Here is a 15,225-nt window from a genome sequence, read left to right as displayed (position 1 = left end):
CACGATCGTAGAGGGCGGCCGCGAGCGGGTTTCAGCCGCGCGACGGGGGCAGCTGCGGGGCGACGCCAGCACGGGCCGCGACCGTCGCGTACAGGCAGATCGCCGCGGCGGTGGCGAGGTTCAGCGACTCGGCCCGGCCGTGGATCGGGACGCGGACCCGGTGGTCGGCGGCGTCGTACACCTCGGCCGACGGGCCGTGCGCCTCACTGCCGAGGATCCAGGCGACCGGCCCGGCGAGGGTCGGGGTGACGGCGGGGTCGTGCAGGTCGACCTCGCCGTGCCCGTCGGCGACGAGTGTGGTCAGCCCGGCCGCCCGGCACATCTCGACGACGGCGGGGGCGTCCCGGTCGCGGGCCAGCGGCAGGTGGAACACGCTGCCGGTGGAGGCCCGGACGGCCTTCCCGTTGTGCGGGTCGACGGTGTCCCCGGCGAGGAGGACCGCGTCGCAGCCGGCTGCGTCGGCGACCCGGATCACGGTGCCGACGTTGCCGGGGTCGGAGATGCCGTCGCAGACGGTGACGAAGCCGGGGACCCCGGCCAGCGCGGCGGACACCGGCACATCGAGCAGGTCGCAGACGGCGACGAGCCCCTGCGGGGTGACCGTCTCCGAGAGTGCCGCGGCGGCCTTCTCGGTCACCGGGGACACCCGGGCGCCGGAGCACTCCGCGGCCTCGACCAGCTCGGGGTGGCGCGCGGCGGCGACGGCGGTGACGAACAGCTCGTACACCGTGACGGCGTCGAGGGCCTCACGGACGGCCTGGGCCCCCTCGACGAGGAAACGCCCGGCCCGATCGCGCCCCGCGCGTCGCAGCAGCTTGCGTGCCGCTGCGACGCGGGGGGTGCGTTCGGTGCCGGGCGTGGAGTCCGCGGAGCGCTCACCGGCGCTGCGCGACTCGATGTCGCCCCGGGTCACCTCAGGCCGCGGAGCCCTGCTCGGTGCCGACCGGCAGGTTCTCCTTCGCCACCGCGACGAGCGCGGCGAAGGCGGCCGGGTCGCTCACGGCGATCTCGGCGAGGTTCTTGCGGTCGACCTCGACACCGGCGGCCTTGAGGCCCTGGATGAACCGGTTGTAGGTCATGTCGTTCGCGCGGGCCGCGGCGTTGATGCGGGTGATCCACAGCTGCCGGAAGTCGCCCTTGCGCGCGCGACGGTCCCGGTAGGCGTAGTTCATCGAGTGGAGCATCTGCTCCTTGGCCTTGCGGTACAGCCGCGAGCGCTGCCCGCGGTAGCCGGCGGCCGACTCGAGCGTGGTGCGGCGCTTCTTCTGGGCGTTCACGGAGCGCTTCACGCGTGCCATGGGGTATCTCCTGGGGCTTCTCCGGCACTACCGCGGTGGGGGTGCGGCGTGCCGGGGTTCGTGAAAGGGGCGGAAGGTCAGTGACCGAGCAGCTTCTTGACGCGCTTCACATCGGCCTTGGCGAGCTCGACGGTGCCCGACAGGTCACGCTTCTCCTTGCGCGACTTGACCTCGAGACGGTGCCGCAGCCCGGCCTGCTGGCGCATGAGCTTGCCGCCACCGGTGATGCGGACGCGCTTCGCGGTCCCCTTGTGCGTCTTGTTCTTCGGCATGACGTATCCGTTCGATGTCGGCCCCCGAGGTTCCGGGGGTCGGTGCGGGTACTGCGTGTCCCTCCCGTGCCCGGCGGCGGCCGGACACGGGAGTGGGACCTCACGCCTCGGCGTCTGCCGGGGCGTCGGAGCTGGCTGCGGCCGTCGTCTTGCGCGAGACCGGCTTCTTCGTCGGTGCCAGCACCATCGTCATGTTGCGGCCGTCCTGTTTCGGAGCGGCCTCGACGACGGCCATGTCACCGATGTCCTCGGCCAGGCGCTGGAGCAGGCGGTAGCCCAGCTCGGGACGCGACTGCTCGCGACCACGGAACATGATCGTGACCTTGACCTTGTTGCCGCCTTCGAGGAAGCGGATGACGTGACCGCGCTTCGTCTCGTAGTCGTGCTTGTCGATCTTCGGCCGGAGCTTCTGCTCCTTGATCACGGTGAGCTGCTGGTTGCGCCGGGACTCCCGGGCCTTCTGCGCGCTCTCGTACTTGAACTTTCCGTAGTCCATGAGCTTGCAGACCGGCGGGCGGGCCTGGCCGGCGACCTCGACGAGGTCGAGGTCGGCGTCCTGGGCCAGCTTGAGGGCGTCCTCGATGCGCACGATCCCGACCTGCTCGCCGTTCGGGCCCACGAGGCGGACCTCGGGCACGCGGATGCGGTCGTTGATGCGGGGCTCTGTGCTGATGGGGTCTCCTGAGTGACTCGCTGTGTCGCTACTACCTGCTGCGCCGGCGACGACAAGCGAAGACCCGTTGATCGGCCCGTGGCAGAATTCTGCCGCGAAGCCGAACCATGGACCCGGACACCGTCACGATCACGGCGCGGGTGGGAGCGGGGCTCCACTTGACGCCCGGAACACACGTGACAACGCGATCCCGGGTGGTCGCATTCCCGAGGGTAACAGGCCGCCGGTGCGCCGGGAACGCGGGGTCGGGCCGGGACCTGCGCGGACCCGACCCGAGGCGGGGCTCAGCCCGCGCTGGCCGCCTTGGCCCGACTGCGCCGTGCGGTGGTCGTCGACCGGCCCGCGGCCGCGGTCCCCGTGCCGCTTCCACTGCCCTTCGACGACGCGGCCCGCCGCCGGGCCGGTGTGACCGGGGTGTGGTCCGGGGTGACCAGGTCACGCAGGAACCGGCCGGTGTGGCTGTCGGGGTGCGCCGCGATCTGCTCCGGTGTCCCCTGCGCCACCACGGTGCCACCGCCCGAGCCGCCCTCCGGGCCCATGTCGATGACCCAGTCCGAGGTCTTGATGACGTCGAGGTTGTGCTCGATCACGATCACCGTGTTGCCCTTGTCCGCCAGCCCCTGGATGACGGCGAGGAGCTTGCGGATGTCCTCGAAGTGCAGGCCGGTGGTCGGCTCGTCGAGGATGTAGACGGTGCGGCCGTTGCTGCGCTTCTGCAGCTCGCTGGCCAGCTTGACCCGCTGGGCCTCACCGCCGGACAGCGTCGGCGCAGGCTGCCCGAGCCGGACGTAGCCGAGGCCCACGTCGACCAGGGTCCGCAGGTAGCGGGCGATCGAGGTGATCGGCTCGAAGAATTCGGCGGCCTCCTCGATCGGCATGTCGAGCACGTCGGCGACGGTCTTGCCCTTGTAGTGGACCTCCAGGGTCTCCCGGTTGTACCGGGCGCCCTTGCAGACCTCGCACGGCACGTAGACGTCCGGCAGGAAGTTCATCTCGATCTTGATCGTGCCGTCGCCGGTGCACGCCTCGCAGCGGCCACCCTTGACGTTGAAGGAGAAGCGACCCTCGGCGTAGCCGCGGACCTTCGCCTCGGTGGTCGCGGCGAACAGCTTGCGGACCTTGTCCCACACGCCGGTGTAGGTCGCCGGGTTGGACCGCGGGGTCCGCCCGATCGGCGACTGGTCGACCCGGACGAGCTTGTCGAGCTCGTCGACGCCGTTGATCCGGGTGTGCCTGCCGGGGACCTGGCGGGCGCCGTTGAGCCGGTTCGCCAGCACCGTGGCGAGGATGTCGTTGATCAGCGTCGACTTGCCGGACCCGGAGACCCCGGTGATCGACACCAGGCCACCGAGCGGGATGTCGACGTCGATGCCGCGCAGGTTGTGCTCCCGCGCGCCGACGATGGTCAGCCTGCGGTCGTGGTCGAGCACCCGGCGCTCGGGCAGCGGGATCGACTTGCGCCCGGACAGGTAGGCGCCGGTCAGCGAGGTGTCGTGCGACTCCAGGTCGGCGATGGTGCCCGAGTGCACGACGCGGCCGCCGTGCTCGCCGGCGCCGGGGCCGATGTCCACCGCCCAGTCCGAGGCGCGGATGGTGTCCTCGTCGTGCTCGACGACGATCAGCGTGTTCCCCAGCTCCTTGAGCCGAGTCAACGTGTCGATCAGCCGCCGGTTGTCGCGCTGGTGCAGCCCGATCGACGGCTCGTCGAGCACGTAGAGGACCCCGACCAGGCCGGAGCCGATCTGGGTGGCCAGCCGGATGCGCTGCGCCTCGCCACCGGACAGCGTGCCTGCGGCACGGTCCAGCGACAGGTAGTCCAGCCCGACGTCGAGCAGGAAGCCCAGCCGGGCCTGCACCTCCTTGAGCACCGCACCGGCGATCATCGCCTGCCGGTCGTCGAGCACCATGCCGTTCAGGAACTGTGAGCACTCGGCCACCGACATGTTCGACACCTGTGCGATCGACCGCTCCCCCAGGTCGCGGTGCGGCAGGGTCACCGACAGCACCTCGGGACGCAGCCGGGCGCCGTTGCAGGCCGGGCAGGGGATGTCGCGCATGTAGCCCTCGTAGCGCTCCCGCTGCGACTCGGACTCGGTCTGCTCCAGGCGACGTTCGAGGAACGGCATCACGCCCTCGAAGTTGGCGTAGTACGAGCGCTCGCGGCCGTAGCGGTTGCGGTAGCGCACGTGGACCTGGTCGTCGCTGCCGTGCAGGACCGCCTTCTGCGCGGCGGCGGGGAGCTTGCGCCAGGGGGTGTCCATCCGGAACCCGACCGCGGTGGCCAGGCCGGACAGCAGCCGGCCGAAGTACTCCGCGTTGTGTCCGGACGACCAGGGCGCGATGGCGCCGTCGCCGAGGGACAGGTCCGGGTCCGGCACGACCAGCTCCGGGTCGACCTCCTTCTTGATGCCGATGCCGGAGCAGGCCGGGCAGGCGCCGTAGGGCGAGTTGAAGGAGAAGGTGCGGGGCTCGAGGTCGTCGACGGCGAGGGTGTGCCCGTTCGGGCAGGCCATCTTCTCGGAGAAGCGGCGCTCGCGCTGCGGGTCGTCGTCGGGCAGGTCCACGAAGTCCAGCACGACCAGGCCGTCGGCCAGCCGCAGCGCGGTCTCCACCGAGTCGGTGAGCCGCTGCTTGGCCGTCGCCTTCACCGAGAGCCGGTCGACGACGACGGCGATGTCGTGCTTCTCCTGCTTCTTCAGCTTCGGCGGGTCCGACAACGGGTGGACCGTGCCGTCGACGAGGACACGGGAGTAGCCCTGGGCCTGCAGGTTCCCGAACAGGTCGACGAACTCGCCCTTGCGGGTCCGCACGACCGGCGCGAGCACCTGGAAGCGGCTGCCCTGCTCCATCTCCAGCACCTGGTCGACGATCTGCTGCGGGGTCTGCTTCTCGATCCGCTCGCCGCAGGTCGGGCAGTGCGGGATGCCGGCACGCGCGTAGAGCAGCCGCAGGTAGTCGTGGATCTCGGTGATCGTGCCGACCGTCGAGCGCGGGTTGCGGTTGGTCGACTTCTGGTCGATCGAGACCGCCGGGGACAGGCCCTCGATGAAGTCCACGTCGGGCTTGTCCATCTGCCCGAGGAACTGGCGCGCGTACGCCGAGAGGGACTCGACGTAGCGCCGCTGCCCCTCCGCGAAGATCGTGTCGAACGCCAGACTGGACTTGCCGGACCCGGACAGCCCGGTGAAGACGATCATGCTGTCGCGGGGCAGGTCGATGTCGACGCCCTGCAGGTTGTGCTCGCGCGCACCGCGCACGACCAGCTTCGGCCCCTCCGGGACCGGCGACGCGCCCGGGGACAGGGCGGTGCCGGCGTCGCGGCGGTCGGTGCTGTGGTCGCTCACGTTGCGCGCCTCCTGGGGTGGCGGTGCCGTCCGGGTCGGACCCGGTTGTGACGCCCGCGGGCTGACGGACATTCCCGGACCGGGCACCCGTGGCCGGTGAGGTTCGTCCCCTCGTCCGCCGTCGATGCTAGGTGCGACCCCCGACAGGAACCCGGTGAGCGGGGCCCGGCGGTGGTCCGGCGCGGTGGATGCACCTCGGTACGCGCCGGTCGGTCCACCGCGCACGGTACTCGCACGCCTGTTCGATCCGTCAGCGGCCCCGTGCGTGCGACCGGCGGGTTCTCCCCACCGCGGGATGTCGGGACGGGCCGCTACCCTCCCGCTCGTGGACGTCCTGGAGAACTACACCGGTCACACCGAGCCGGGCGGCGCGGCCATCCGCCGCGACCTGGAGCGGCTGAGCATCAGCAAGATCTCGGTCGGCGAGATGGACAACAACGCCTACCTGCTCGTGTGCAAGCAGACCAACGAGGCGCTGCTGATCGACGCGGCGGCCGAGCCGACCCGCATCGCCGACCTCATCGGCGCCGCGGACGAGCGCCCGGACCTGCGCCACCTGGTCACCACCCACCGCCATGCCGACCACTGGCAGGCGCTGGGCGCGATCGCGGGCATGTTCGAGCCGCGGCTGATCGCCCACCCGCTGGACGCCCCGGAGCTCCCCGCCCCGATGGACGAGTTCGTCGAGCACGGCGACACGATCGCCTTCGGTGAGATCGAGCTGGAGGTCATCCACCTGCGCGGGCACACGCCGGGCTCGGTGGCGCTGCTCTACCGCGGGGAGGACCGGCCGCACCTGTTCACCGGGGACAGCCTGTTCCCGGGCGGTCCTGGCAAGACCTGGTCGGCGGAGGACAACGCGCAGCTGATCAGTGACCTCGAGGAGCGGGTGTTCGACCGGCTCGACGACGACACCTGGTTCTACCCGGGCCACGGTGACGACTCGACGCTGGGGGCGGAGCGGCCGAGCATCCCCGAGTGGCGGTCACGGGGCTGGTGACCCTCGGCGTCACGCCGGGCCGCTGCGGGCGTAGCGGCCCGGCGTGACGCCGACCAGCCGCACGAACCGGCGGTGCAGGTGGGCCTGGTCGTGGAACCCCACCGCCGCGGCGGCCGCGGCCGGCGGCGTCCCGTCCAGCAGCAGTGACCGCGCCCGCTCGACGCGGCGGGCGTCGAGGTAGCGGTGCGGCGGGAGCCCGAAGCGGCGCGAGAAGGTGCGGACCAGGTGGCCGGGGTGGGCGTGCAGCAGGCGCCCGGCCTCGGCGAGGGTCACACCGTCGACGAGCCGGGAGTCGAGCAGGTCCCGCAGCCGGCCGGCCAGGTCCGTCGGCGGTACCGGGCCGGACCCGGCGGTCGGGTCCAGGTGCCGGGCGAGACGTTCGGCGACGAGTGCGAGGCGGCTCTCGGCGTGCAGCTCCTCCCCCGGCACCGCCAGCGCGCGGTGCAGCTCGTCGAGCCTGCGGCGCAGGAGGGGGTCGGCCACCCCCGGCCGGTCGACCGCGGGGCCGACCAGCCCGTCCGTCCCGGACGCCCCCGGGTCGAGCGCGGCGGGGTCGAGGTAGAGGACCCGCTTGCGGAAACCGGAGCCGCCCGCCGCGCGTCCGTCGTGCGCGACCAGCGGCGGCAGCAGCGTCACCGGGGCCTCCTCGGTCCCGTGCGGTCGCCGGTCCAGGTCGTAGCGCACGGCGCCGTCGTCGACGATCAGGACCGTCCACGTGGAGTGCGCGTGCAGCGGGTACCGGTGCCGGACGAAGCGCGCGTGCAGCACCTCCGTGATGCCCGGCACGCGCTGCGGCCGCCAGGCGGTGACGGCCTCGCCCGCCGCCCGCGAACCGGTTCCGGACATGTGCGGAACGTACAAGAGTGCAGGGGTCCTGCCGCCCGAGGATCGACGGCGTGACCGACACCGCCCTGCTCCCCGTCTCCTCCGATCGCCCCGCCACCAAGATCGCCGTCGTGCTGCGTGACGACCTGCGCGGCTGGCAGGTCGCGAACGTGACCGCCTTCCTCGCCGCCGGGGTCGCCGCGGGTGTCCCCGAGCTGATCGGCGAGCCCTACGCCGACGCCGACGGCACCGCCTACCTGCCGACCCTCGGTCTGCCGGTGCTCGTGCGTGCCGGGGACGCGACGACGCTCGCGACCTGCCGGGCCCGGGCGGTCGGCCGCGGACTGCCGGTGGCGGTGTTCACCTCCGCGATGTTCGGCACCGGCAACGACCACGACAACCGTGCGGTGGTCGCGGCGGCCCGGGCCGAGGAGCTCGACCTGGTCGGGCTGGCGCTGCACGGGCCGCGCAACGCCGTCGACAAGATCCTCAAGGGGACGACGACCCATCCGTGACGGCCGGTGCGGCCAGCCCGGCGTCGTCGAACAGCTCCCGCCAGCGCGCCGCCGGGAGCCGGTCCAGCGGCCGGTCGGCCGACGCCCACGCCGCGGCGACGGCCTCGGGCAGCAGGTCCGCGCCGACCAGCCCGGCGTCGGTGAGCTCGGCGAGCAGCTGCGGCACGCGGTGCCCGCCCACCCGGGCGACGGCGGCGTCCCAGTCGGCGCGGGTGAGCGGGCGGTCACGGTCGAGCAGCGCGTTGACGGTGATCTCGTACAGGGCCTGGCTCACGCCGCCAGGATGCCCCCTCGGCCCAGTTCCTCCAGCGCGAGCCCGGTGGAGCGTGGGCCGAGCAGGCCGACGTCGAGACAGAGCAGCACGATGAGCCCCGCGGCACCACCGAACACCGCGACCGGCCCGGCCGTGGCCAGCAGCGGGACGGCGACGAACGGGAGGAACGCCGACGTCGCGCGGGACAGCGAGTAGGCGATCCCGCCCGCGGTGGAGCGGATCGTCGTCGGGAAGATCTCGGCCTGGTAGATGTGGAAGGCGTTGGAGAACACGTTGCTCACCGCGGTCAGCGCGAACCCGGAGCCGACGATCACCAGCGGGGTCGCTCCGGCCGCGAACACGATGCCGAGCACTCCGATCGCCAGCGCCGAGGCGATGATCAGCCACTTCCGTTCGAACCGTTCGACCAGCGGGACCGAGGCGAGCGAGCCCAGCGGGTACCCGGCGAAGCTCAGCGCGGCGTAGCCGAGGGACTCGGTGATGTCGAAGCCCTTGGCCACCAGGACCAGCGGCGCGAGCGTGCCGAAACCGTAGTAGGCGACCGTCTGGAGCACCTGGAAGATCAGGAGCATCACCGTGCGGGTGCGGTAGACCCCGCTGAACGCGATCCGCAGCACCGCGACGGTCGAGCCGGCCCGCGGCTCCCCCGAGTCGGCCGTGGACACCTCCCCCTCGACCGGGGCGCCGGCCCGCCGGGCCACGTCCGCCGCGACGGCGGCGGCCTCCTCGCGCCGTCCGTGGGCGACCAGCCAGCGCGGGGACTCGGGCAGCACGCGGCGCAGCACCAGTACGAAGAACGCGCCCAGCCCGCCGGCGACGAGCAGCCAGCGCCAGCCGTCGACGCCCGCGATGGACTGCGCCGCGACGAGCCGGCCGCCGAGCAGCGCGGCCACCGGCACCCCGAGGAAGCCGACGGTGTACGCCCACGCCGTCCAGCGGCCGCGTGCCCGCCGGGGCAGGAACTCGGCCAAGTAGGTGTCGACGAGCACCAGCTCGGCGCCCAGCCCGAGGCCCGCGAGGAAGCGCAGAACGAGGAAGGTCTCCAGGTTCGGCGAGAACGCCGCCGCCACGGAGAACAGCGAGTAGGTGAGCAGGTTCAGCAGGAACACGGTGCGCCTGCCGAACCGGTCGGCCGCGATCGACAGCAGGACCGCGCCGACGAACATCCCGAGGAAGCCCGACGACACCACCGCCGCCTTGCCGGCCGAGCCGAGTGCCCACTCGCGGGCCAGGATCGGGGCCAGCACGCCACCGAGGAACACCTCGTACAGGTCGAAGAACGACCCGATCCCCACCAGGACGACGAGCCGTCGGTGCCATCCCGACAGCGGCAGCGACTCCAGCACCGCCGCGGGTCCGCTCGTGGCCGTCCCGGGCCGGGCCTCCGTCATCGCTTCCCCCTCACCGTCGTTGGCCTTGCTCACCATTGCACATTGCAACGCCGTCGTGCGGTGACCGGTACAGGACGGGCGGCGTCCGGCAGGATCGCCGGGAGCGGCACGACCCACGGTTGCCGTGCACGGACGGTCACCGAGACGAGGCGACCGGCCGCCGTGACTGCCCCGAACGGCCGCTGTCCGGGGACGGTCGGCCCGCTTAGCGTCCCGGACCGATGAGCGCTCCCCACGCCGACGACCGCACCCCCGCGCGCCCGGACGGCCGCCGCAACGGGCATCCGACGACGCTGCTGACCGGCGCCGCGCCCGCCGACGGCCTCCCGGCCCCCGGTACCGCCGCACCCACGACCGGGCCGGTCGCACCCGGTCCCGTCCCCGCCCCGCGCGCCGGGGGCTGGACCGGGGACCGTGCCGGGACGCAGCGGGAACCCGCGCCGGAGCCCACCGAGCTGACCGGACCGGTCGACGCCCGGAACCGGCCGGGCCCGCGGACCCCGCCGCTGCCCTGGCCCGCCGTCCCGGCCGAGGAGCGGCCGGTGGGCGGGGTCCCGGAGCAGCGGACCGGGCCGGCCGTGGGCGCGCAGGCTCCGTGGACCGCAGGTCCGGTTCCGGGGCCCGGCCGCGCCCCGTTCCCGAACGCGCCCTCGGCGGTGCCGGTCCAGGGCAGCCCGGTTCAGGGCAGCCCGGTTCAGAGCAGCCCGGTTCAGAGCGGCCCGGTTCAGAGCGGCCCGGTCCAGAGCGGCCCGGTCCAGGGCGGCCCGGTTCAGGCAGGCCCGCGCGCCGCCGCGCCCGTGCCGGTCGTGTACCCGCCCGGCCACGCCGCGTCCGGGACCCCGGCCGGACGGTGGGACGCCCTGCGCGACCGGCTGTCCGCGGCCCGGCTGCCCGACGGCGGGCTGCGCGACGCCGTCGGGCACCGGACCGCGGCGATCGCGGTGGCCGCGACGCTCGTGCTGGCCGCGGCGGTGGTCGTCGCCGCCTACGTCGGCTCCGGGCGCACCGGCGACCCCGGCGCGCCGCAGGGCGCCGGGGTCGCTCCCGCCCCGGTGGCGGCCCCGGCGGAGCTGGTCGCGGGCACCACCGCGGCCGACCCGGCCGCGTTCGGGTCGCCGATGTCGTTCACCTCCCCGACCGGCAACATCTCCTGCCGGATCACCGGCGGCGCCGGGGGCGGCGCCGTCCGCTGCGATGTCACCGCCCGCACCTGGTCGGCGGGTGACTGTCCGGACGCCGCGCTGGTCACCGGCGGACCGGCGGGCGCCCGCACCGAGTGCGGAGGGGCACCCGTCACGTCCGCCGCGGCGGTGCTCGACTACGGCACCCACCTCACCCAGGGCGACGTCACCTGCGTCAGCTCGCGGACCGGCGTCGAGTGCCGCGACGCCCGCACCGGCGCCGGCTTCGTCGCGGCCCGGGCGGCGTACCGGCTCTACTGACCCGCCCGCTACCGTCACCGACCGTGAGCGCCGCCGACCCGCCCGTTGTCGTCGAGATCTTCACCGACGGTGCCTGTGTCCCGAACCCGGGGCCGGGCGGGTGGGGCGCGGTGCTGCGGTACGGCAGCCACGAGCGTGATCTGTACGGCGGCGAGCCGGAGCGCACGACGAACAACCGGATGGAGCTCACGGCCCCGATCCGCGCGCTGGACGCGCTGACCCGGCGCAGCGTCGTCCACCTGCACACCGACAGCACCTACGTGCGCAACGGCATCACCCAGTGGCTGCCGCGCTGGCAGGCCCGCGGCTGGCGGACCGCGGCCGGCGAGCCGGTCAAGAACGACGACCTGTGGCGCGAGCTCGACGCCGCCGTCCGCCGCCACGACGTCACATGGTTCTGAGTGAAGGGCCACGCGGGGCACCCGGAGAACGAGCGTGCCGACCGGCTCGCCGCCCGCGGCTGCGAGGAGGCGGGCGGGCGCGTGTCCGGGAAGCGGCCGTCCCGCACGCGGTGACGCCGGGGAGATAGCGTCGGCTCCGTGGCCGACTCGTTCCCCCGCCTGCACGCCCGCACCCGCCGCTTCACCCTCGGGGTCCCCCGCGGGTTCACCGTCGCCCCGGACGGGTCGCGGGCGGTGTTCCTGCGCAGCCGGTCCGGCACCGACCCGGTCACCTGCCTGTGGGCGGTCGACGCCGCGACGGGTGCCGAGCGGCTGCTCGTGGACCCGGCGTCGGTGCCCGGGCTGCCGGGCGAGGAGGACCTGCCCGCCGCCGAGCGGGCCCGCCGCGAGCGGGTCCGTGAGCAGGCGGGCGGCGTCGTCGGGTACACCACCGACGCCGCGGTCACCCGGGCCGTGTTCGCGCTGTCCGGGCGGCCGTTCACCGTCGCCCTGACCGGGGAGCCGGATGTGCGGCCGCTCGACGTCGGCGGGATCGAGGCCGTGGTGGACCCGCGGATCGACCCGAACGGCGCCCGGGTCGCCTTCGTCGCCGAGGGCGCACTGCACCTGCACGACCTCACGACCGGCACGACGACCGCCCTGCTCACCCCCGACGGCGACGACGTCTCCTGGGGTCTGCCCGACTTCGCCGCGGCCGAGGAGATGGACCGCCACCGCGGGTTCTGGTGGTCCCCCGACGGCGACGCGCTGCTCGTCGCCCGGGTGGACGAGTCCCCGGTCGCCCGCTGGCACATCGCCGACCCGGCGCACCCCGACCGCGTCCCGACCACGGTCCGCTACCCCGCCGCCGGCACCCCGAACGCCCGCGTGGGGCTGGTCGTCGTCGCGCTGGACGGCACCCGCACCACCGTGACCTGGGACGACGAGACCTACGAGTACCTCGCCACCGCGGACTGGGACACCCACGGGCCGCTGCTGTCGGTCCAGCCACGCGACCAGCGGGAGGTCCGCACCCTGGCCGTCGACCCCGCGACCGGTCGGACCACGACGCTGCACTCCCAGACCGACCCGGTGTGGGTGGAGAACGTTCCGGGTGTCCCGGCGCGCACCGCGTCCGGGGCGCTGGTGCGGGCCGAGGACTCCGGCGGGGCGCGTCGGCTCGTCGTCGGCGACACCTACCTGACCGGCCCGGAGCTGCAGGTGCGTGGGGTCGTCGGCATCGACGGCGAGACCGTCCTGTTCCGGGCCTCGACGGAGCCGACCTCGGTGGCCGTCTACTCGGTGACCCCGGGGTCCGAGCCGGTCGCGGTGACGCCGACGACCGGGGTGCACGCCGTCGCCGCGGCGGGGGGCACCACCGTCCGCGTCTCCCAGGACCTCGCGACGGCGCCGCACGCGGTGCTCGTCACCGCCGGCGGGGCGGAGCACCCGGTCGCCGGGCACGCCGTCGACCCCGGGTTCGACCCGGCCCCGGTGCTGCACTCCTTCGGTGAGCGGGAGCTGCGCACCGCGGTGTTCCTGCCGTCGGGCCACGTGCCGGGCACTCCGCTGCCGGTGCTGCTCGACCCCTACGGCGGCCCGCGCTCCCAGCGGGTGCTGCAGGCCCGCAACGCGCACCTGACCAGCCGTTGGTTCGCCGAGCAGGGCTTCGCCGTGCTGGTCACCGACGGTCGTGGCTCCCCCGGGCGCGGTCCGGAGTTCGAGCGCGCGATCCACGGCGACCTGGCGGGCCCGGTGCTGGAGGACCAGGTCGCGGCGCTGCACGCCGCCGCGGCGGCCTATCCCGATCTCGACCTGGGCCGGGTCGGGATCCGCGGCTGGTCGTTCGGCGGGTACCTGTCCGCGCTCGCGGTGCTGCGGCGGCCCGACGTCTTCCACGCCGGCATCGCCGGCGCGCCGGTCACCGACTGGACGCTCTACGACACCCATTACACCGAGCGCTACCTCGGGATGCCGGGCGGTGAGCCGTACACCCGCTCGTCGATCATCGACGACGCCGCGACGCCGCCGACCCCGGAGCGGCCGCACCGTCCGCTGATGGTCGTGCACGGTCTCGCCGACGACAACGTCGTCGCCGCACACACCCTGCGGCTGTCCTCGGCGCTGCTCGCGGCAGGCCGCGCGCACCAGGTGCTGCCGCTGTCCGGGGTCACCCACATGACACCGCAGGAGGTCGTCGCCGAGAACCTGCTGCTCCTGCAGGTCGAGTTCCTCCGGGACGCGCTCGGCGCCTGAGTGCGAACACGTGTTTCACCGATTCCGACGATCACCGGCGGCGGCCGGACCCGATCTCCGGGCACCGCGTCGTCGCAGGTGAGAGCGCCGCGTGTCCGGCAACGACCGGATGCGCGGCCGTCGCCGGCCCCCACGGGAGGGCCCCGGGCCCGCTTGCGACCCCGCTCACACTGTGGCTCCCTGGGCCTCAGGGATCACCTCCGTCGGGCCCGGTCACGGGCGGCCGGCGGGCGTGGGCGACGACGCCGTGGGGAGCAGCATGACGATGTCCGGCCGGGCCACGCGGTCCCTGTGGATCTGCGAGCCGTGCGGCTTCGTCTACGACCCGGAGGAGGGCGACCCGGACGGCGGCGTCGAGCCGGGCACCCCCTTCGAGGACATCCCCGACGACTGGATGTGCCCGATCTGCGGCGCCGCCAAGTCGGACTTCCGCCCGTTGGAGCCGGGAGAACAGTTCCCGGGGTGAGGACACCGAGACCATGGTCATGATCGCCGGATACGACCACTTCGTCCAGCTGGCCGAGTCGCTGCAGTGGGACGAGACCGACCTCGACCTGGGCCCGGACCGCGACGCCTGGACCCGGCTCGCGCCGGACGAGGCGGCGACCGTGCGCGGGCTGGTCGCCGGGTTCGCCGTCGCCGAGGCCTCGGTGGCCGGGCAGCTCGGCTCGTACCAGGCCGCGGCGCTCGACGACACCATGCAGGCCGCGTTCCGCGCCCAGGCCCGTGACGAGGCGCGGCACGCCCGGTTCTTCGACCTGGTCGCCGCGCAGGTGCTGGGGGTCCCCGGCGACACCCCGGCCGACCGGCTGGACGTGCTGCGACGCGAGGTGAGCTCGGAGCTCGTCGATCTGTTCGAGCACCGGCTGCCGTCGACCGCCCGCCGGCTCGCCGACGACCACACCGGACTGACCGGGGCGGTCGGGCTCTACCACATGGTCATCGAGGGCGTCGTGCTGCTGGCCGGCCAGCACGCGATGCTCCAGGCCCTGGACCGACTGTCCGTCCCGCTGCCGGGCGTGCGCCGCGGGACCGAGCTGGTCCTGCGCGACGAGCGCTGGCACATCGGCTTCGGCTCGCGGGTCGTGCAGAGCGCCGAGCTGGGCGGCGAGGAGGCCGACGCGCTGCTCGAGCAGGGCGAGACCGCGGCGAAGGTCTGGGGCGGGCTCATCACCCCCGACGCGATCGCGCTCGCGGTGAAGCAGCACCGCCGTCGCCTCAAGGCGGCGGGCATCAAGTTCTGGTGACACCCCCTTTCGGGAAACATGTGTTTCATTCCCTCCGGGCCCGCGACCCGACCTGCACGGAATGGACGCGGACGGTTCCGCGGGCGAGGCGCGCAGGTGTCCACACCGGAGCCCGCGGCGCCGCCCGGGGTGCGACGTCGCACGTCACGACGGGGACGGACACCTCGCCCCCGCAACGGTGCGTGCCGCCGCACCGACGTCACCGACCTCTGGTCACCACGATTCCCGGAGCCGCCGAATGCGATTCGCCACCGTTTTCGGAATACCCATCGTACGACTCGAACAAATACTCCGGAAGTCTCCGGAGA

The 15,225-nt window shown here is 73.8% G+C and carries 14 protein-coding genes and 1 pseudogene; 7 read left to right on the top strand and 8 right to left on the bottom strand.

Annotation, left to right across the window (positions count from 1 at the left end; genetic code table 11):
- Positions 1–31 precede the first annotated feature (31 nt).
- From KPL59_RS24735 to uvrA, 5 genes are all read right to left on the bottom strand, one after another.
- The gene (locus tag KPL59_RS24735; RefSeq protein WP_308187944.1) at positions 32–913 is read right to left on the bottom strand and encodes an RNA methyltransferase; all 882 of its coding nucleotides are present in this window, start codon (positions 911–913) and stop codon (positions 32–34) included.
- Position 914: 1 nt separating this feature from the next.
- Positions 915–1,298: a 50S ribosomal protein L20 gene (gene rplT / locus KPL59_RS24730; protein WP_020623392.1), complete on the bottom strand. Its 384-nt coding sequence runs from the start codon at positions 1,296–1,298 to the stop codon at positions 915–917.
- Between the two features lie 77 nt (positions 1,299–1,375).
- Complete coding sequence (gene rpmI, locus KPL59_RS24725; protein ID WP_020623393.1) at positions 1,376–1,570, bottom strand: 50S ribosomal protein L35; 195 nt, start codon at positions 1,568–1,570, stop codon at positions 1,376–1,378.
- Positions 1,571–1,670: 100 nt separating this feature from the next.
- Positions 1,671–2,207: a translation initiation factor IF-3 gene (gene infC / locus KPL59_RS24720; RefSeq protein ID WP_020623394.1), complete on the bottom strand. Its 537-nt coding sequence runs from the start codon at positions 2,205–2,207 to the stop codon at positions 1,671–1,673.
- A gap of 320 nt (positions 2,208–2,527) precedes the next feature.
- Entirely contained in the window at positions 2,528–5,545 is a 3,018-nt protein-coding gene (gene uvrA, locus KPL59_RS24715; protein ID WP_226362805.1) for an excinuclease ABC subunit UvrA, read from the bottom strand.
- 367 nt (positions 5,546–5,912) lie between these two features.
- Between uvrA and KPL59_RS24710 the strand changes: the two genes are divergently transcribed.
- The gene (locus tag KPL59_RS24710) at positions 5,913–6,587 is read left to right on the top strand and encodes an MBL fold metallo-hydrolase (RefSeq protein WP_226362168.1); all 675 of its coding nucleotides are present in this window, start codon (positions 5,913–5,915) and stop codon (positions 6,585–6,587) included.
- A 9-nt stretch (positions 6,588–6,596) separates the two neighbouring features.
- Here the strand turns inward: KPL59_RS24710 and KPL59_RS24705 are convergent, their stop codons facing one another.
- The gene (locus KPL59_RS24705; RefSeq protein WP_226362167.1) at positions 6,597–7,433 is read right to left on the bottom strand and encodes an AraC family transcriptional regulator; all 837 of its coding nucleotides are present in this window, start codon (positions 7,431–7,433) and stop codon (positions 6,597–6,599) included.
- 50 nt (positions 7,434–7,483) lie between these two features.
- Between KPL59_RS24705 and KPL59_RS24700 the strand changes: the two genes are divergently transcribed.
- A complete protein-coding gene (locus tag KPL59_RS24700) occupies positions 7,484–7,927 on the top strand; it encodes a DUF2000 domain-containing protein (RefSeq protein WP_226362166.1) in 444 nt (147 codons plus the stop codon).
- On the opposite strand, the gene KPL59_RS24695 is transcribed toward KPL59_RS24700, so the two are convergent.
- Positions 7,902–8,201, bottom strand: coding sequence for a hypothetical protein (locus KPL59_RS24695; RefSeq protein ID WP_226362165.1), 300 nt, complete (start codon positions 8,199–8,201; stop codon positions 7,902–7,904). The genes KPL59_RS24700 and KPL59_RS24695 overlap by 26 nt on opposite strands.
- Positions 8,198–9,625 (bottom strand): MFS transporter, encoded by a 1,428-nt coding sequence (locus KPL59_RS24690; protein WP_226362164.1) that lies wholly within the window; start codon positions 9,623–9,625, stop codon positions 8,198–8,200. Before KPL59_RS24690 ends, KPL59_RS24695 begins: the two co-directional genes overlap by 4 nt.
- Positions 9,626–9,813: 188 nt before the next feature.
- Here KPL59_RS24690 and KPL59_RS24685 point away from each other — a divergent pair, with 188 nt between their 5' ends.
- From KPL59_RS24685 to KPL59_RS24665, 5 genes and pseudogenes are all read left to right on the top strand, one after another.
- Positions 9,814–11,034, top strand: a complete 1,221-nt coding sequence (locus KPL59_RS24685; protein ID WP_226362163.1) for a hypothetical protein — start codon at positions 9,814–9,816, stop codon at positions 11,032–11,034.
- 23 nt (positions 11,035–11,057) lie between these two features.
- A pseudogene (gene rnhA, locus KPL59_RS24680) lies at positions 11,058–11,549 on the top strand (ribonuclease HI).
- A gap of 24 nt (positions 11,550–11,573) precedes the next feature.
- Positions 11,574–13,670, top strand: a complete 2,097-nt coding sequence (locus tag KPL59_RS24675) for a DPP IV N-terminal domain-containing protein (protein WP_226362162.1) — start codon at positions 11,574–11,576, stop codon at positions 13,668–13,670.
- A 259-nt stretch (positions 13,671–13,929) separates the two neighbouring features.
- Complete coding sequence (locus tag KPL59_RS24670) at positions 13,930–14,136, top strand: rubredoxin (RefSeq protein WP_075311660.1); 207 nt, start codon at positions 13,930–13,932, stop codon at positions 14,134–14,136.
- A gap of 19 nt (positions 14,137–14,155) precedes the next feature.
- Positions 14,156–14,917: a ribonucleotide-diphosphate reductase subunit beta gene (locus tag KPL59_RS24665; RefSeq protein WP_226362161.1), complete on the top strand. Its 762-nt coding sequence runs from the start codon at positions 14,156–14,158 to the stop codon at positions 14,915–14,917.
- Positions 14,918–15,225: the final 308 nt, after the last annotated feature.

The organism is Pseudonocardia sp. ICBG1142 (genome assembly GCF_020496255.1).
Classification (GTDB): Bacteria; Actinomycetota; Actinomycetes; order Mycobacteriales; family Pseudonocardiaceae; genus Pseudonocardia.
The sequence above is the reverse complement of the archived record's forward strand: the minus strand, read 5'-3'. Positions and strand labels throughout refer to the sequence as shown.